Origin of the sequence: Staphylococcus saccharolyticus (assembly GCF_900458815.1) — a bacterium.
In the GTDB taxonomy this organism is placed as follows: Bacteria; Bacillota; Bacilli; order Staphylococcales; family Staphylococcaceae; genus Staphylococcus; species Staphylococcus saccharolyticus.
Map to the genome: position 1 here is coordinate 191,213 of NZ_UHDZ01000001.1, position 20,269 is coordinate 211,481.

The following is a 20,269-nucleotide window of genomic DNA, read 5'->3' on the forward strand; positions in this document are numbered from 1 at the left end:
AATATACTAATATATAGCTTGGCTAGAAAATGAACCAATGTAAGATGTTAGTGAATAATTGAAGTAATGAATATGAAAGAAGGACTTAAATGAGTATTGAAGCATTGCATTTTCAAAAGTATTTTTATTTTAAATATTTAAGACAATCATCCTCGAAACATAGGATGACATACTGGGTCAGGTTAGATAATGAGATTGAACGTCATCGATTGATGTATGCGTTATTAGGTGTTATTCAACATCAACCTATTTTACGTACACAATTTGTGACAGATGATATCAACCAATTAAGAGTAAACATTCGAGAGTTTTTCCCATTTATTGAAATTAAAGAAATTAAAGAAAGTTCTAAAAATCTCGACATTGAAGTATTCTTCAAAAATGAGTTGAATTCTTACTATTTCAATCAACTACCTCTATTTAATTTCAAAATTTATCAGTTTCTTGATGATGCATACCTACTTTTAGATTTCCATTCTACGATTTTTGATGAAAGTCAATTTAACGATTTTTTAAGACAGTTGAATACGGCTTATGCCCATTCTTTATGTCATGAACACTCAGTTTCTGATTTTTATAACATGATTAAAGAGATGAATGAAGAGACTGAACTTGTCGCTCATCAATCGAAGAATTTTAAGGTGTTAAACGCAGATCATGATAATTATGCGTATATGCCAGTTAGAAATGCATCTGAAAAGAAAAAGATGCGTAGTATCTATACGCCATTGTCATCACTTGACGTGAATCAATTAATCGTCAGTACCTATTTAGCTAATCATTTTATGAGTCAATCATCAGAAGTGACATTAGGTATTCATTTTCCGATGGAGTACGAAAAAGAAGATGAGATGATGTTGCCAAATACTAGCATAGCACCGCTTAATATGAATATTGATCAAAACGCTACGGTTGAAAGTATTATAACTGAATGTCATAAGATTCTTGAAGGATTTAAAAAGTATGGTGTGTCCTTTGTTACGCAACCAAAAGCAGAAATGCTAGAAATAGAAACGATGGTTCATATTGCAACAGTGCATCAACAATTTGAACTTAATCATATTTGTCATCATCTTAACCGTTTATATAGCGAGACGTCATCATTGGCAGATTTAGAGATTTATCCACATGTTCAAGGCGGTTTTGATTTAGTATATAATGCTCACGCTTATGATGATTTAACTGTGAATACTTTAATCAAATTAATTAGCAGTATATATATGCAAATTACACAAAATTCATCATTGTCGGTCAAAGAAATACAATTAAGTGACCAAATAGATTTAACTAAATATGACATGATTAATCAACAAAATGATGACTTAAATATCGATACCGGTTCTTATGAAACAGTTGTAGAACGTTTTGAATATCAAGTGCAACAACATCCAGAAAGTATTGCACTCATATTCGAACAACAATTAATGACATATAATGAATTAAATCAGCATGCTAATCTTTTAGCACAAAGATTACGTTCGACATATCGTATTGAGCCTAATGATACAGTGGCTTTAATTGCAGATCGTAGTTTGGAAATGATTGTTGGAATGTTAGGTATCTTGAAAGCAGGTGCAGGCTACTTACCAATTGATCCAGATTATCCTGATGAAAGAACAAATTATATTATTGAAGATGCAAGACCTAAGGCGATTGTTACGTATCATACGACATTACAATCAGACTTACCTAAAGTGAAATTAGAAACTCTAGAGTGGTCAATGGCGCATCATATCGATAATCCTCGTCGTATTAATAGTACTGAAGATATCGCCTATGTAATCTATACATCAGGGACTACTGGTAGGCCTAAAGGGACACTTGTACCACATAGAGGTATTGATCGTTTAGTACACAAACCTAATTACGTCAAACTTAATGAAACTACAACAGTCTTATTATCAGGAACTGTTGCATTTGATGCTGCAACATTTGAAATATACGGAGCGTTATTAAATGGTGGCCGTTTAGTGATCACTTCTAAAGATACATTGCTTAACCCGACACTATTAGGTCAAGCAATTGCTGAAAATAAAGTAAATACCATGTGGTTAACGTCATCATTGTTTAATCAAATTGCGAGTGAACGTATCGAAGCACTAGAATCGTTAACTTATTTACTTATTGGTGGGGAAGTGTTAAATGCTAAGTGGGTTCATTTATTAAATTCACGTGAGCGTCATCCTCAAATTATCAATGGTTATGGACCGACAGAGAATACAACATTTACTACAACATTTGCGATTCCTCCAGAGTTGCCTTCACGTATACCGATTGGTTTGCCTATTAGTGGAACGACGGTTTATGTCATGCAAGGTGAACGTATTTGTGGCGTAGGTGTTCCAGGTGAGTTGTGTATTGGCGGTGCAGGTTTGGCAAAAGGTTATTTAAATCAACCTGAATTAACTGCTGAACGCTTTATTCAGTCACCTTTTAAAAATGAAACATTATATCGAAGCGGTGATTTAGTTCGCCTGCAAGAAGATGGTAATATTGATTACATTAGCCGTATTGATAAACAAGTAAAAATACGTGGATTCAGAATAGAACTGTCAGAAATTGAAAAAGTGATTGAAGCCATACGTGATATCAACAAAGCTGTAGTCATTGTTCGAGAACAAGATCAAGACAAACAAATCGTAGCATATTATGAAGCGTCTCAATCACAATCTACAAGTCAATTGAAGGATATATTAAGTGAAACTTTACCAGATTATATGATACCGGTTCATTTCATGAAAGTAGACCGTATCCCAATTACAATTAATGGGAAATTGGATAAACGTGCTTTGCCTGAAATTGAAACGGTTGATAACGACAATTATGTTGCACCACGTAATGATATAGAAAGAATTGTTTGTCGTATTTTTGAAGAAATTTTACATGTAGATCAAGTCGGTATTAAAGATAATTTCTTTGAATTAGGTGGACACTCTCTTAGAGCAACGTTAGTCGTGAACCGTATTGAAGAGCAGTTGAAAAAACGTCTTAAAGTTGGCGATTTAATGAAATCACCTACTGTAGAACAAATTGTAGAACAAATTGAAGAAATTCAAAATGATGTTTACGAAGTGATTCCAAAAGTAGAAGAAGCTTATCAATATGAATTAAGTGCATCGCAAAAAAGTATGTATTTACTATGGAGTGTAAACCCAGAAGATACAGTTTATAACATTCCATTCCTATGGCGATTAACTTCTGAATTAAATGTACCTCAACTTAAACGAGCATTAACAAAATTAATTGAACGTCATGAAATATTGCGTACGCAATATGTGATTGACGATAATGAAGTTAAACAGCGTATTGCAACAAATGTCGAACCGGATTTCGAAGAGGTAACGACAAATCTTACAAATGAACAAGACATGATTCAAGCATTTATGGAACCATTTAATTTAGAACAACCGAGTCAGATACGCGTGAAATATATTCATACACCAAATCAAGATTACTTATTCATGGACACACATCATAGTATTAACGATGGTATGAGTAATACGATTTTATTATCTGACTTGAATGCTTTATATCAAGATAAAGCACTACCTGAACTTAAGCTCCAATATAAAGACTATAGTGAGTGGATGGCACATCGTGACTTATCTAAACAACGTCGATATTGGTTACAACAATTTGAGAATGAAGTACCTGTTTTAAACATGCCAACAGACTATCCAAGACCAAGCATTAAAACAACAAAGGGTGATATGTTGGTATTCCATTATGAGCACAAATTAAAAGAACAATTGAAATCATATGTTGAACAACATCAAATGACTGATTTTATGTTCTTTGCAAGTGCAATCATGGTATTGCTTCACAAATATACACGTCAAGATGATATCGTTATTGGTAGTGTAATCAGTGCACGTACTCATCGTGATACAGAAAATATGTTAGGGATGTTTGCGAATACACTTGTTTATCGTGGTCGACCTGAGGGAGATAAAACGTGGAAACAATTTATGTCAGAAATGAAAGAGACAAGTTTAGGTGCATATGAGCATCAAGAATATCCATTTGAGAGTCTTGTTAATGATCTTGTGGATGAACGAGATGCATCGCATAACCCATTATTTGATGTAATGCTCGTGCTTCAAAACAACGAGACCAATCATGCGAACTTTGGACATAGTAAACTCACACACATTCCACCTCAATCGACAACAGCTAAATTCGATTTATCATTTATTATTGAGGAAGATCAAGATGATTATGTTGTCAATATTGAATATAATACAGATTTATACAGCCAAGAAACAATCCACTACATTGCACAGCAACTTGAAACAATTATAAAACATGTGATTTCTACTGAAGATGTAAGAATTCAAGATATTAATGAAAATGAAAACCTCTTAGACTGGATGAATAAACACATCAATCATCGTTCTTTACCTTTACCTGAAAATAAATCTATCCAACGACGACTAAATGATGTGATGAACGTAAAAGCAAGTGATGTTGCATTAAAAATGAGTGGTCAATCTATGACTTATCAAGAGTTGAATCACTATGCCAATAGCATTGCTAATGCATTGATACAACAAGGTATTCACAAAGGTGAACGTGTTGCGCTTTTAACTGAGCGTAGTTTTGAAATGGTAGCCAGTATGATTGCTGTAATAAAAGTTGGAGCATCGTATGTACCGATAGATGTTACTTATCCTGATAAACGTATTGAATACATCTTAGAAGATGCTGAAGTAGCAGCAATCTTGACATATGGTAAGTCCATAGAAACGCACATACCAATGATTAAAATAGAAGATATTCATGTGGATGAAAATAATAAAAACTTAAATATTGAATACAATGGTAACTTAGATGATGATATTTATCATATTTATACATCAGGAACAACTGGTAAGCCAAAAGCTGTATCAGTAATACAACGTAATGTATTAAATTTGGTTCATGCTTGGACAGAAAGACTAAGTTTATCTGATGATGAAGTTTATCTACAATACGCTAATTATGTATTTGATGCTTCAGCAACTGATTTTTACTGTAGTTTATTAAATGGATATCCGCTAGTGATTGCAACGTCGACTGAACGTACAAATACAGAACAACTTGAAAGACTGATTTTACAAGAGAAAATTACAATCGCATCTATTCCATTGCAAGTTTACAATGTCATGCACAATTTCTATATTCCTAAAGTCATTACTGGCGGTGCTACAAGTACACCTGCTTTTGTGCAACATATTACTAAACATTGTGATATGTATATCAATGCTTATGGACCTTCTGAGAATACGGTTATTGCAATGTGTTGGACTCATACAAAAGGTGAGCCAATTCCTTCAACGATTCCAATTGGACAACCTTTAGCCAATGTTGAAGTTTACATTATGTCAGGACTGCAACTCTGTGGTGTTGGTATCCCTGGAGAATTATGTATTGCAGGGGAAAGTTTAACTTCAGGCTATTTAAATCGACCAGAACTTTCTGCTGGAAAATTTATAGATAACCCATTTGGTAAAGGTAGACTATATAGAAGCGGAGATTTAGCGCGTCTGACACCAGATGGTCAAATCGAGTTTCTTGGAAGAATGGATAAACAAGTTAAAGTTCATGGTTATCGTATTGAACTCGGTGAAATCGAAAATGTAATTGATTCAGTTGATACTGTGTCAGATAGTGTTGTTATTTTAGCAAACCAAGGTGAGCGTGAAGTTCTGCATGCTTATTATGTAGGGCGCCAAGAGGATGAACATCGCATAGAACAACAATTAAATCAACATTTACCAAAATATATGATTCCTAAAACGTTAACAGCTATTGATGAAATTCCATTAACTGGAAATGATAAAGTTGACGAGTCAAAATTACCTTCACCAAAAGTTCAACAAAATGGACTTATCGAACCACGTAATGAAATTGAGCGTGAATTTGCAGAAACGATTGTTGATGTATTAGAAATTCCTTCAGTAAGTATTGATGATGACTTTTTCGAAATTGGTGGTACATCATTGGATGCCATGGTTGTTGTATCAAAACTTAAATTAAAGAATATCCATCTAACAATGCAAGATATGTATCAATTTAAAACAATCCGTTATCTTGCAGATCATTTTGAAACGCGTAAAGCATTACCGAAAGTAGAGTTGCCAGATCATTTGCCACAATTACAAGCTTTAGTTAAACAACGATACCAAATGAAGCATAAACACATTGTTCGATCTACTTTGGGACATGTATTACTTACTGGAGCTACCGGATTTTTAGGGGCATATTTAATTGATGAACTGCATGGTCATGCGGACAAAATCACATGTATTGTCAGAGGTCATGATTTATCAGAAGCACAAATTAAATTGCAAAATAATTTAAAATGCTATTTCGATATAGCTCATACGACTAAATTAATAAACAATTTAGATATTGTTTTAGGTAATTTATCAGAATTAGATCAACTTCACATTGATGCATCGATTGATACTATTATTCACGCTGGTGCTCGCACTGATCACTTCGGCGACGATCAGGCATTTATCGATGTGAATGTTAAAAGTACTGAAGCTTTAGTAGATTTAGCTAAGAAAAAAGATGCAAAATTCATCTATATTTCAACAATAAGTGTTGGCACAGTATTTGAAGTACATGAAGAAGATGTTTCATTTACTGAAAAAGACTTGTATAAAGGTCAATTATTTACATCGCCTTACACGAAAAGTAAATTTTATAGTGAAATTAAAGTACTAGAAGCGGTTAACGACGGATTAGATGCTCAGATTATGAGATTAGGAAATCTCACAAGTGCATCTACTGGGAAATTAAATATGAAAAATTTAACAACGAATCGATTTAGTATCGTCATGAGAGATTTATTAAAAATGTCATTTATCGGCGAAAGTTTATCAAAATCAGAAGTTGAATTTTCATTCATCGATGTTACAGCTCGACATATTATTAAACTGGCAAGTTCTAATGCTATACCTGTTGTTTATCATGTGTATTCACCTCACGCAATAACAATGAAACAAGTTTTAGATTCTGCAACAGATTCAGAAATGACTGTTGTGAATGATCGTAAATTTGACCAAGAGTTGCATCGATTAGGAATGCATGAACTTATTGGACTCAATAGTAATGAAGACAACCAAATTCCTGGAGTTACTGATTCCTCTATGACTCAAATGTTGCTAAATGAACTACAAGATGAATGGCCGGAACCTACACCAAAATGGTTACATCAATGGCGGCACTTATTATCTGAAAAATTTGAAGCCCAATTGTAGTTAATGATGCAAGTATATATTACGAAGATGCCAAAGTATTTAAGCGAAATTGAGAAGCTATTAGGTAAAAGTCATCGAGCTTTGAAAAAACCGGCACGAGTACAATATCGATTTTTAAAAGATCAATTAATGCATCGTATCGGTGATGTAATCGTTCAATATAGTATTGAACAATGGAGTGGCTTAAAGACTGATGAATGGGAATACAGTATAACTTCTGATGGTAAAGTTGAGATACAAAGCCACCTCAATTTATACGTGAATCTTTCATACAGTTATCCTTATATAACGTGTATCATTGATGAGTGCCCAATTGGTATTGATATCGAAGAATTAAAAACTTTGGACTATTACAGTTTGGCGCAACATTTTTCTATTAATGAGTTAAACCAAGTATTTACATTAAAAGATTTCTTTGATATTTGGACTAAAAAAGAAAGTTACACTAAATTAATAGGTGAAGGTTTAAAAAAAGGTTTAGATTACTACGATGTAACGCAACATTTGTATTATTTAAATGAACGAGTTAAATTTAAATCATACGATTATGGTTCAAGGTTAATTCAAATATGTCATATCAGTAAAACAAAGCTAAACATAGAAGAAATTTCTATTTATCAATTAATGTAAAGTTATCAACAAATAACTCTTGAGTGATGTAAAAAGTTGCTTAAGAGTTATTTTTTATACTTTTGTTGTACTATAATTATCTTAGATTAAGCAATTAACAACTTCTTTCAGCACTTGTGTTTAAGTTTGTTCTTAATAAATATTTATAAAGATGTTAAAAGAAATTAATAAAGAATTAATATTCATTGATTACAATTGGTGCCGTATGGTGTTTGTAAGTTTATTACATAGTAGAGAGGAGTACTTTGATGAAGGCTTGGTTCCAAAGAATTTTAGAAATTATCCCACGCGAAATCATTAATCTTTTCATTTAAGTCAAAGTTGTAGATTAAATAAAAAAGAGATAGAGGTGCTGAAAACATGAAAAACAGAAAGAATTCTTATAGTATTCGTAAGTTAAGTGTTGGTGCGTCTTCAATCGTTGTTGCATCAATGTTATTTATTGGGGGGAGTTCAGCGTATGCTGCTGAATCAAATCATCAAGGGACTCAGGATAATTCTGAGGTAAGCACATCACAATCTATTGGGGAGCAACAAAATAATCAAACAGATAAACAATCTGAGACAGACGATACTCAAAATAATACGCTAGAAACAAAAGATAATACTTCAACTATACATAATACTGACGACCAACAACAAGTAACACCTAAAACAGATGCAACTTCTAATGATGAAAATCAAGTAGACAGTAAGTCTAATGAATCTCAAGCATCTACGACAGAAAAAGATCAACGCAATGATAATCAAAATAAAGCAGTACAAGAACCTACTAGTCAAGATAACAATGCTCAAGAAGAGGAATCTTCACAGACAACTCATCAGGAAGATGCAAATAGTTTAGACCAACCTCAAAAAGATGAAAAAACAACTTCAGAACAACCACAAACTAATGAGTCATCTTTACGAACAACAACAACGAATCAAGACCAGACACATGTGAAAGATTTAACAAATACTCAAAAAGAAGACAAAACTACTGAACAACCACAAACATCTAAAGATATTAAAACGCATCAAAAAGATACTCAAAATGATAAAGAAGAAACTCAAAAAGTTGCAGAAGTCACTCATCGAAGTGATAAAAACGCAACTCAATCCAGCGAAGATGTAACTTCAGAGCAATCTACAGAACAACATGTAACTGCTGAAGATACTGATGCGACACAAGATAGTCCAGTTAAAGGATTTAATAAAGAAGAACAAGCAACTATATCTGATAAAGACCTTAATGTAAATCAATTAGATGAAGGTAACCAAACTAAAGAATTACCTAAAAATGATAACGATGATTCTAAAAAAGGTATCAATGCTTTAACTGAAAATGCACAAGCAACAACAAGAAATAACACAACAGTAAAAGCATCAAAAGAAGATAAAGATCAAACAAATAAAGTAGCACCACAAACTCAATATAAAAACCATGACCCTATTATTCTTGTACATGGCTTTAATGGTTATGCATCGGGTACTGGTCCATTAATAGGTAAAGCCAACTACTGGGGTGGCGATCGTCTTAATATTATAAAAGAAGCGAGAGCTAAAGGTTATAACGTTATGGAAGCAAGTGTAGGTGCATTTGGTAGTAACTATGATAGAGCTGTAGAGTTATACTACTACATTAAAGGTGGTACAGTTGACTATGGTGCAGCACATGCAGCGAAATATGGTCATGAACGTTATGGTAAAACATATGCTGGAGCTTATAAAGATTGGATACCGGGACAAAAAATTCATTTAATCGGTCACAGTATGGGTGGCCAAACGATTCGTTATCTTGAAGAATTATTGCGTCATGGCAGTCCTGAAGAAGTGGAATATCAAAAAGAACATGGTGGCGACATTTCTCCTTTATATAAAGGAGGACAAGATAATATGATTTCATCTATTACTACTATCGCAACACCACATAATGGCACACACGCTGCTGATTTATTTGGTAATGAAGCATTAGTTAGACAAATTGCTTATGATTATGCGAGAGCTAAAGGTAATAAGTTGTCACATGTTGACGTTGGTTTGAGACAATGGGGTCTTAAACAAAGAGATGATGAAACATTAGCTCAATATATCCACCGCGTTAAACAAAGTAAATTATGGAAAACCAAAGACAATGGTTTCTATGATTTAACGACTGAAGGTACTGATATCTTAAATCATACTACTTCATTAAATCCTAATATTGTTTACAAAACGTATCAAGGTGAATCAACAAGACCAGCAATTGACGGTACTCAAAAAGCTGATATTAATATGAATATTGGCTACACATTGACTGCTGATGCTATTGGTAAATTAGATGATACAGCTTGGAGAGAAAATGATGGTCTTGTATCAGTTATCTCAGGACAACATCCATTTAACCAAGCTTATACACCTGCTACAGATCAAATTCAAAAAGGAATTTGGCAAGTGACACCAGTTAAACATAATTGGGACCATGGTGACTTCGTTGGTACAGATACTTCTGAAGTTCGTATCTCTAAAAAAGATTTAGAAGAATTCTGGGACAACATGTTTGAAGATATGGTAAGAAATGAGCAAGTGACTGACAAATAAATACTGTTAGAAATGATAGTTTAAAAAATGCCTCATTCGTTGAGCTCTATATCTTAACAAATGAGGTTTTTAATTTTTTAGTTGTTCAGATTGTAAACCATTTTTGTTAATTAAAATACACATTGTCAACAATATAAACCATTTATCTAAATCATGAGCGTTACATGAATTGACACAAAAAGTGATTCGTAATTAAGTTTTAATAAAAATTAAATTGAAACGGTTTCATATAAAGCTTATAATTATCTTAGTTAGAAAAAAAGAGATGATACATATGAAAGCAAATAAATATTTAATTTTTATATTGGGAGCGTTAGGTGGCTTATTATATGGCTACGATAACGGTGTAATTTCCGGTGCTTTACTATTTATACATAAGGATATACCTCTCAATAGTACAACTGAAGGTATTGTCGTTTCTTCAATGTTGATAGGGGCAATTATTGGTGCCGGAAGCAGTGGTCCACTTGCAGATAAACTTGGACGTCGACGCCTCGTCATGCTCATAGCCATTGTCTTTACTATTGGAGCGTTAATTCTTGCAGCTTCGACGAATTTGGCATTATTAATTATTGGACGTTTGATTATTGGTTTAGCGGTTGGTGGATCAATGTCTACTGTACCAGTTTATCTAAGTGAAATGGCACCTACGGAGTATCGTGGTTCATTAGGATCACTTAACCAATTGATGATCACAATAGGTATCTTAGCAGCATACTTAGTGAACTACGCTTTTGCAGATATTGAAGGTTGGCGTTGGATGCTTGGTTTAGCAGTTGTTCCATCAGTCATTTTACTGGTTGGAATATACTTTATGCCTGAGAGCCCAAGATGGTTGCTTGAGAATAGAAGCGAAGAAGCGGCTCGTAAAGTAATGAAGATTACATACGAAGATCATGAAATTGAAAAAGAACTTAAAGAAATGAAAGAAATTAATGCGATTGCTGAATCAACATGGACAGTGATTAAATCGCCTTGGTTAGGAAGAATACTAGTCGTTGGTTGTATCTTTGCTATATTCCAACAATTTATTGGTATCAATGCGGTTATCTTTTACTCGTCTTCAATCTTTGCCAAAGCAGGTTTAGGAGAGGCAGCATCTATTTTAGGATCAGTCGGTATAGGTACAATCAATGTACTTGTTACAATCGTTGCGCTATTTGTAGTAGATAAAATTGACCGTAAAAAGTTACTAGTTGGCGGTAATATTGGTATGATTGCTTCATTATTAATCATGGCAATTTTAATTTGGACAATCGGAATTGCTTCATCAGCATGGATTATAATTGTATGTTTATCATTATTTATTATGTTCTTTGGAATTTCATGGGGACCAGTACTATGGGTTATGTTACCGGAATTATTCCCTATGCGTGCACGTGGCGCTGCAACAGGTATCTCAGCACTAGTACTTAACATTGGTACACTAATTGTTTCACTATTTTTCCCAATTTTAAGTGATGCCTTAAGTACAGAATGGGTCTTCTTAATATTCGCATTCATCGGTGTATTAGCGATGTTATTCGTAATTAAGTTCTTACCAGAAACGCGTGGACGTAGCTTAGAAGAAATTGAATACGAGTTACGTGAACGTACAGGTGCTAAAACTGAATAACTCACTTGAATATACTTCAAATTTTTAACTTAAGGTTGAGAATTTGAAGTATTTTTTGTTTAGATGAAATAATTTCAATTTACTTGCTACGTTTAATGTTCTTCATTTCCAGGGAAAAATAAAGTTAGAAAAATTGGAACGTTGGAGGTCTAAAATATGAAAAATGTCACTAGATCTTAATGTCTTTGGACGGACAAAAATATGGTGCATATAAACGTACAAAAGGGATATATCAATTTAAGCAGTTTCAACTATCGATAGATCATGTGCAAGTTGATCCTTTTGCACCACCTTCAAAAATGCGAGTTATCATGAGTCGACAAAAAGCAGGAATTCCTGAGACATTGCTGGATAGTAAATTGAAAAGAGTAGCTATAAGTGATTATTTAACGAGAGTGTTTCACCAGTCGATTCAAAAGGCAATATATGGAGACAAGAATATAGGTGGAATTTACATTGATCATTGTGGTCCGGAAATCATAAAACGTACATCTGTAGTGATTAGTGATAAACATATTGAGGCACGTATTGAAGTGGGCTTACCGGCAAAAGGCCGTACAATCCTTGGAAAAGTAGCTGCTTACACACTATCAAAAGTATTACCAAACATTGTAGAACATTCATTACGTTATCAACACCTTAATCAATCACGAATGCATCAACAAGTTGAATTAATGGTTGATCAAGAGGACATTCGACATCAGTTAGCAGAACGTCACCTCGTAGCATTTGTAGCAAACGGCTCTATTTTACCTAGACAAAGTGGTGTGTCAGATCGTCCAATGGCACAAGCGATTGCGTTTCAAAGTCCACCACAATTCGAAATTGAATTTAAATTACCAAGTGGTAAATTAATGAAGGGAATGGGAATTCCTGAAGGTATTACGCTGATTGTTGTTGGTGGTTATCATGGTAAATCTACATTGCTTGAGGCTTTAGAACGTGGTGTATACAACCATATCGCCGGAGACGGTAGAGAATATGTGATCACAAATCAAGATGCGATGAAAATTCGTGCCGAAGATGGAAGAAGTATCAATAATGTTAACATTCAACCTTTTATCGATCACTTACCAGGTAAGAAAGACACAACACACTTTTCTACTGAAAATGCTAGTGGTAGTACTTCTTAAGCCACTAATGTGATGGAAGCATTAGAAGCGGAGTCATCAGTCTTACTTATCGATGAAGATACGTCAGCAACTAATTTTATGATTCGTGATGGTCGTATGCAACGTTTAATTGCGCTTGAGAAATAACCCATTACGCCATTTTCAAATAAAGTAAAAGCATTATATGACAATCATGATGTATCAACCATTCTTATCGTTGGCTGTTCAGGTGACTACTTTGATGTTGCTGATCAAGTGCTAATGATGGATGAATATATATTGAAAGATGTGACTCGAGAGGCTAAGACTATTGCACAGTCGGAAGGTTATCAGAGAACGGATTATTCACATCGACAATTTGGTTGCATTCCAACTAGAGTCCCTCTAAAATCTAGTTTCAATCACAAAGGTAAAAGAGATCGATTTAAAGCTAAAGGAGTAGATACCGTGATGTATGGTAAGGTAAAGAGCCGATTCATATCGCAGGTTTAGAGCAACTTGTTGATGTTAGTCAAACTAATAGTTTAGCGTTAATGTTAGATTATCTTAAAAACGAAATAATCGACAATGAAGAAACGATAATTGAAATAACGCATCGCTTATATGAACGAATTGAGAAAGAAGGATTAGAAGTTGTTTCTCATCATAAAGGTCATCCAGGCAACTTAGCGTTACCTAGAAAGCAAGAATTTATAGGTACGTTGAATAGATATCGTGGATTAGAGATTCGTGAGGATTGATAATACTTATGTTATAAGAAATATTTCTCTTCTTAAATCTTCAATATTCATATGAAGCTAATATCTGTATGTTAGATGAATGAACTTAATGTAGGCTAATACCGTTGTAATTTTATTGTGAAATAGTTACGAATAAGTCTCCTCACATCTGTATCCTTTTAATGTAAAAATTCCACATAATATTTACAATACTATAGTTTGTGTCATAAGAATGGCGTGATAAACTTTCTAAAAAGTGAAGATTTATATTAATATTAATGAGTTATTGATTATATACATTCATTAAATAATAGAGAAGTACAAGTGTGATAACATATTTAATAATAACTTAAGAACAAGAGGTACAAATATATGGGAAATAAAATCTCGGTAGATTTGATTCAACAAGTTTTAAGCGTATTGAGTTGAAGACGTCATTAATCATAGAGGATGAACCTTGGAATGATATGTATAAAGCATTTAATTTTCAATTTCATCGTCGTTGGTTTAAAAGTAGGTTAGCTAAGAAGACAACAAAAAAACAGGTTATTTTTTATCTATGTGGAAGAAAAATACTGGTAGTATCAATCAACCCTTTAATGAAGAAGAATTTCCCGAGAAATTAGTAGTTCATATTGTTGATAAAGAAAGAATAGGCCAATTTATTTTTCCTAAACATGCGTTATTAGCTTATGGAATTTTAAGTGATGGTAAGAATCAAGGGAAAATGGCGTTTCGGGTGTATCCTAGTTGGGAGAAAAATTTGAATAATACGGCCCGAAAGACACAGAAATGGCAAACGCAATATTTTCCAGCTTTGTCGTATCATTATGATAAAACAAAGCTGGAAAAATTATAATACTATAATTAAAACTTATAAAAAGTGATTAGGGAGTGAGACAGAATTCGTTGTCCCATCCCGGCAAGCATCTCTAACTCGCATTGTCAGTAGAATTTCTGAATGAATTTTTATATTGTGATCCATATTTTAAAAGTTTGATATAAGCGCATTTTTAATACAGTCATCGACTGATAATACGTAAAAAATACTTGAGTCCCGGGCTCAACTTCCTTAAATTTTATGACCAATGTTGCTCTATTTTACCAAATTTCCAAATTAAAGTAGAAATGAGCCATGTGACAATGAACAGGACAACTAAAATATAGCCTAAATAATCAAATTGCATCGATTGAATAAAGTTCTAGAAGCTACCTTTAAACTCAAATTTTTCAGATATGATTTGAAGTAATTCAATCACTCCAATGACTAGAGCTGCAATAACTGAAATTGCAGTGATTGTAATATTGTAGTAAATCTTACGAATAGGATTAAAAAAAGCCCAATTGTAAGCTGATTTCATCACGATACCATCTAAAGTATCCAACAAGCTCATACCAGAAGCGAATAAAATAGGTAATGATATAATATACCAATGAACGAAATCGCTTGCTGAGAAGCGCCAGATGATAATGTGAGTAAGGCAATTTCACTTGCTGTATCAAAACCTAAACCGAATAAAAATCCTAAAGGTAAGACATGCCAACTTTTATTGACGATTTTAAAGTACGGTCCGACAAATCTTGAGACAAACCCACGTGCTACTAAAAGATTGTCAATCTCTTGCTCGCTTATAGATTGATGACGCAATTTGGCAAAAAGTTTAATGAGTGAGACTAAAATGATTAAATTAAGTACACCAATTAATACTAGAAAGAATCCAGATACAAGCGTTCCAATAGTTCCTCCAATGTCTTGAAAATGTGGCAGTTCACTTTTCGCCCATTTAACAGAAACACCAAGTAATACTGCCATTAAGAATACTACAGTCGAATGTCCAATTGAAAAATAAAAGCCTACCCCGACCGGCTCACGACGTTGTTGTAATAATTTACGAACGGTAGTATTATCTATTGCAGCGATGTGATCTGCATCAAATGCATGTCTAAGCCCAAGTGTATAGGCAAGAATTCCCATGCCAAATAGAATATGATGATTTTTTCCAGATATCCATAAAAAACTAAAACCAATGATGTGTAATAATGCTACAATGCCAATGTACGGCAATCAACTTAATTTACGATGTTGTTTGTGATGCACAAGTATAACCTACTTTCTTATATAATTATTCATCTTACGTCAATTGTTAGAAAAAGCGAATATTTGTAAGGAAAGGTGACAATAGTGTTGTATAAAAAATAAATAATGTACGATACAAACTTCAAAAATTTAAAATATGTTAACTATATTGAAGCGTGTTAAAATAAAAAAGTAATGAAATGAATGAAAGGAATGATTGTTTTGACTGAAGAAAAAGGGTGTGTCAAATGCGATCATACAGAAATTGAAAAGGGAACATTATCGGCAACTGGCTCAGGATTATCAAAGATGTTTGATATACAACATAATCATTTTGTTACAATCTACATGCACTAAATGCGGTTATACAGAGTTTTACAAACAAAGTAAAAATCGTACAAGTGATTTTATTGATTTATTTTTCGGTGGGTAATGATTGTACCACAGTTGAAAATAATGTACATTTCTAAATACACACTTAAAAGCTTTAATAAAGTAAAGCACAGTGCACAAACAGATTTGTGTGAATCGTTTTATTTTATTAGTAGAATTGATTACGGAACTTTTAATGAGCTGAAATAAGGCTTATTTTTTAATGACTAATAATGAGAGAGGGTTAATAATGTCTTCGGAGTATAAAAAAGGAATATTTTTAGCTTTAAGTGCATATATACTATGGGGCATTCTGCCTATATATTGGCATTTAATTGACGAAATAGGCGCTTTTGAAATTTTAGCATTTCGTATTATTTTTTCAGTTATATTTATGATTTTTGTGCTTATCATAGGTAAAAATCAAAGAAATGCCTTCTTTAGAGATATCAATCAAATAGTGTCGCACCCTATTCAGCTTATAGCTATCATAGTTGCGGGCTATGTTATTACAGTAAATTGGGGGACGTTCATTTGGGCCGTATCTAATGGTCACGTACTACAATCTAGCCTAGGTTACTACATTAACCCGCTAGTGAGTATCGTCTTGGCACTCATATTTTTAAAAGAAAGATTTAATAAATTTGAATGGTTAGCCATCATCTTTGCATTAATAGGCGTGCTTTATATGACAATAAAAATTGGGGAGTTTCCATATGTTTCACTAATATTAGCATTTTCTTTTGGAATTTATGGACTACTTAAAAAGATCGTACATATCGATGCCATCAGTAGTATCACAATCGAATGTGTAGTCACGGCACCAGCAGGACTCATTTATGTGATTTATTTATGGCAACAGCATCACATAACATTTGGATTAAATATGTCATCATTTTGGCTTCTTTTTTCAGGTGCGATTACCGCAATACCATTGATTTTATTCTCAGCAGGTGCAAAGCGAATTCCGTTATCACTCACTGGATTCATTCAATATGTAGGTCCAACAATTATGTTTGTATTAGGTATTTTTGTCTTTAAAGAGCAATTTAACGTTGATCAATTCATTACTTTTATTTTCATATGGATAGGTATTATTTTATATAGCATTTCTCAATATATTAATATTAAGAAAAATCCAATTTTTAAATAATAAATCAAACACACCTTCACATGTTTTGACGTGCACGCCATTAAGTTAGATGATCGTGAGTCCGATTTTTGGGGTGTACATCATTTAAATATAGTGAAGGTGTGTTTGATAATTTCATATATCTACTAAACAATAATTGATTAGTAAAATATAAACTAGGAGTGATAGGGACTTTGATTTCATTAACCTCTTTAAGCCATAATTGTAAATCATTGTAGTAATCAGAACTCATAGATAAATCGTTTGTAAAACATTGAGCTGTTGCTTTGATTGTGTCTTTATTTAATTGGTTTGTAACATCTGTTTGAGTAAACATAGAATAGATATCAATCGCATCTTCTAAATGATGATTGATGTAATGAGTAGCTTTTTGAGTAACTTTAATCAATCTTTTGAGTTTGCTTTCATAAGTAGCTAGCTTCTCAGGTGTTGTAATAAAAATAAGCTGACAGAAATCTGGAACATTATAGTTTTTTAATGAAAAATAATCTACGTTGAGTCCTTGACTTTTTGCTTCGAGAATTTCAAAGTTTTCAAAAACAAGTGTTGCTGCATCAGCTTTATCATTTAAAAGTGCATCGGTATGGTAAAAGCTGTTATTGACTGGTGTAAGATAACCTTTCTTAAAAGTGCCGCCGTCAGCTTCAATCATTGTTTTTGCAATGGCAGTACCATCTGGACCAGGCGCGCCAGGGTATTGAAGCCGTTTGCCAATTAAATCTTTAGGTCGTGTGATGTCTTTATCTTTGTTATACATAATGCCACCATTCGTGTGGAGATATCTGGCAAAACCAATCACATTTTGGTTATTTGCTCTATCTGAACTAAATGAATAGGTTCGGTAATCGCAATGTCCATTGTGCCATTTTCGATTTCGTCTAGTGCATCAAAGTGTTCTTTCGGTTCAATCATTTCAATTTCTAATGATTCTTCTTTAAACCATCCTTTTTCGAGACCTATGATTACGGCATATGGTCAGGATTTAAAAACCATTCTAAACCTACAGTTAATTTGTCCATAAAAAAATCCTCCAGTAACTCATTTTTTGCGCAAAAAAGTGAATTATCAAAGAAATTAGCAATTATCGTTCACTTTCCTACGCTGGTTTTAACCAACAGGTTCGAGGGTTGAAAGTAGCCTTTCTCTCAGCAAATTTAATTGCACCCCTAATGATACATTCTATTCTAATTACAGAATAACACAGATGTATTTAATAAAAAATAAAACACATAGTAAAGAAGAATATTGTAAAAAAATAAGATAACGTTTTTCAACGCCAGCCTATCATATACTCTATTAGCATTAAACCAAGCTAACTTCATTTACATCATGCCAATGAGTTTCATCCATAATGAACCAATACCAATCCAAATGATGAAGTATATGAAACCAAGAACGATGTTCATGAGCCACCAACGTTTCTGAGTGACATAACCAGCTGTATAAAGTATAGGTGCTGGACCACTACTATAGTGTGTTGTTGATGCAAGTAAGTTTCCAAAGAATCCTAGCATTAATGCACTGAACACTGGTGGTGCTCCTGCTGTAACTGCCACACCAAGTAAAGCGGCGTACATTGCGCTTATATGTGCTGTTGCACTTGCAAATAAATAATGTGAGTAGAAGTAGAATAGGATGAGTAATACTAAGACGATTGGCCAACTGAAGCCACCTAAACTTTGCGCAATTATCTTACTTAACCATGGAATAAATCCTAACTTGTTTAATTGATCAGCCATTAATACAAGTACTGAGAACCATACAAGGGTATTCCATGCGCCTGTTTCATTTAAAATATCTTTCCAACTTAATACACCTGTAAGTAATAATAATGATAAGGCGATGAAAGCAGTAAGTGTTGCATCAATATTTAAGAAACTACCAAACACCCACAGTGCCAATGCAACAATGAAGATACCAATCATAAATTTCTCTGCTCTAGACATAGAACCCATGCCTTCTAGTTGTTCTGTCGCCCATTTTTTAGCATTAGGGGTTTCTTTGACGGCAGGTGGATACACTTTATAAATAATCAATGGCACTATAATTAATGAAATTAATCCAGGCACTATCGCTGCGATAAACCAGTTCATCCAGGTAATTTGAACGTGAACGGTCTTTTCTGCTAGGCTTTGCGCAATTGGATTACCAGCCATAGCAGTTAAAAACATGGCAGCAGTGATTAAGTTACCTTGGAATTCAGTAAAGATTAAAAATGCACCCATTTTTCTTTCAGTACCATCTTTAGGTGATGAACCAAAAGATTCCGAGAGGGATTTAATGATTGGAAACATAATACCGCCTGCACGTGCCGTATTACTTGGTGTTACCGGAGCTAAAATTAGATCTACACCTACTAAAGAGTAAGCTAATCCCAACGTCTTCTTACCGAATAATTTGACAAATTGTAGCGCAATACGTCGTCCTAGCCCTGTTTTAACAAATCCTCTAGAAATGAAAAATGCCGTTGCTATGAGCCAAATACTACTATTACCAAACCCTTGAACCGCTGTTTTAGTATTAGCAACACCTATAAAAATCATGAAAGTAAAACCAACAATAGAGACGGCACCGATTGTCATTGGTTGAGTGATACATGCAATAATTGTTGAAACAAAAATTGTTAACATGTACCAAGATTGATTGTTTAAGGCATCAGGTTTAAATGGTGTTAATGCACAAATGATTAAACCTACGACGATTGGAAGAATAAATTTACTGTACTTTACCGTATGTCCCATTTCATCATCTCCCTCTTTCTCAAATTACACTTTTTTTACAT

General features: G+C 33.6%; 7 protein-coding genes, 4 pseudogenes and 1 riboswitch. Of the genes and pseudogenes, 8 read left to right on the top strand and 3 right to left on the bottom strand.

Going from position 1 to position 20,269, the window contains the following annotated elements; all coding sequences use genetic code 11:
• Positions 1-89: 89 nt before the first annotated feature.
• From ausA to DYE57_RS12085, 6 genes and pseudogenes are all read left to right on the top strand, one after another.
• Positions 90-7,250, top strand: coding sequence for an aureusimine non-ribosomal peptide synthetase AusA (gene ausA, locus DYE57_RS00790; protein WP_115312526.1), 7,161 nt, complete (start codon positions 90-92; stop codon positions 7,248-7,250).
• Positions 7,251-7,256: 6 nt separating this feature from the next.
• On the top strand, positions 7,257-7,880 hold the full coding sequence (gene ausB, locus DYE57_RS00795) for an aureusimine biosynthesis 4'-phosphopantetheinyl transferase AusB (protein ID WP_115314102.1): 624 nt from the start codon (positions 7,257-7,259) through the stop codon (positions 7,878-7,880).
• A gap of 360 nt (positions 7,881-8,240) precedes the next feature.
• The gene (lip, locus tag DYE57_RS00800; protein WP_115312527.1) at positions 8,241-10,439 is read left to right on the top strand and encodes a YSIRK-targeted triacylglycerol lipase; all 2,199 of its coding nucleotides are present in this window, start codon (positions 8,241-8,243) and stop codon (positions 10,437-10,439) included.
• A gap of 274 nt (positions 10,440-10,713) precedes the next feature.
• Positions 10,714-12,054, top strand: coding sequence for a glucose transporter GlcP (gene glcP / locus DYE57_RS00805; RefSeq protein WP_165417840.1), 1,341 nt, complete (start codon positions 10,714-10,716; stop codon positions 12,052-12,054).
• 179 nt (positions 12,055-12,233) lie between these two features.
• Positions 12,234-13,906, top strand: a pseudogene (locus tag DYE57_RS00810) (ABC-ATPase domain-containing protein).
• Positions 13,907-14,444: 538 nt separating this feature from the next.
• Positions 14,445-14,744 (top strand): MepB family protein, encoded by a 300-nt coding sequence (locus DYE57_RS12085; protein ID WP_232619713.1) that lies wholly within the window; start codon positions 14,445-14,447, stop codon positions 14,742-14,744.
• Between the two features lie 220 nt (positions 14,745-14,964).
• Here the strand turns inward: DYE57_RS12085 and DYE57_RS00820 are convergent.
• Positions 14,965-15,950: pseudogene (locus tag DYE57_RS00820) on the bottom strand (HoxN/HupN/NixA family nickel/cobalt transporter).
• 225 nt (positions 15,951-16,175) lie between these two features.
• On the opposite strand from DYE57_RS00820, the pseudogene DYE57_RS00825 reads away from it, so the two are divergent.
• A pseudogene (locus DYE57_RS00825) lies at positions 16,176-16,395 on the top strand (zinc ribbon domain-containing protein).
• A 189-nt stretch (positions 16,396-16,584) separates the two neighbouring features.
• Positions 16,585-17,487, top strand: coding sequence for an EamA family transporter RarD (rarD, locus tag DYE57_RS00830; protein ID WP_115312529.1), 903 nt, complete (start codon positions 16,585-16,587; stop codon positions 17,485-17,487).
• A gap of 112 nt (positions 17,488-17,599) precedes the next feature.
• Here rarD and DYE57_RS00835 read toward each other — a convergent pair.
• Positions 17,600-18,506, bottom strand: a pseudogene (locus tag DYE57_RS00835) (ABC transporter substrate-binding protein); the annotation flags it as partial.
• 57 nt (positions 18,507-18,563) lie between these two features.
• Positions 18,564-18,665: riboswitch (TPP riboswitch) on the bottom strand.
• Positions 18,666-18,809: 144 nt separating this feature from the next.
• A complete protein-coding gene (locus DYE57_RS00840) occupies positions 18,810-20,228 on the bottom strand; it encodes an anion permease (RefSeq protein WP_115312530.1) in 1,419 nt (472 codons plus the stop codon).
• Between the last annotated feature and the right edge of the window lie 41 nt (positions 20,229-20,269).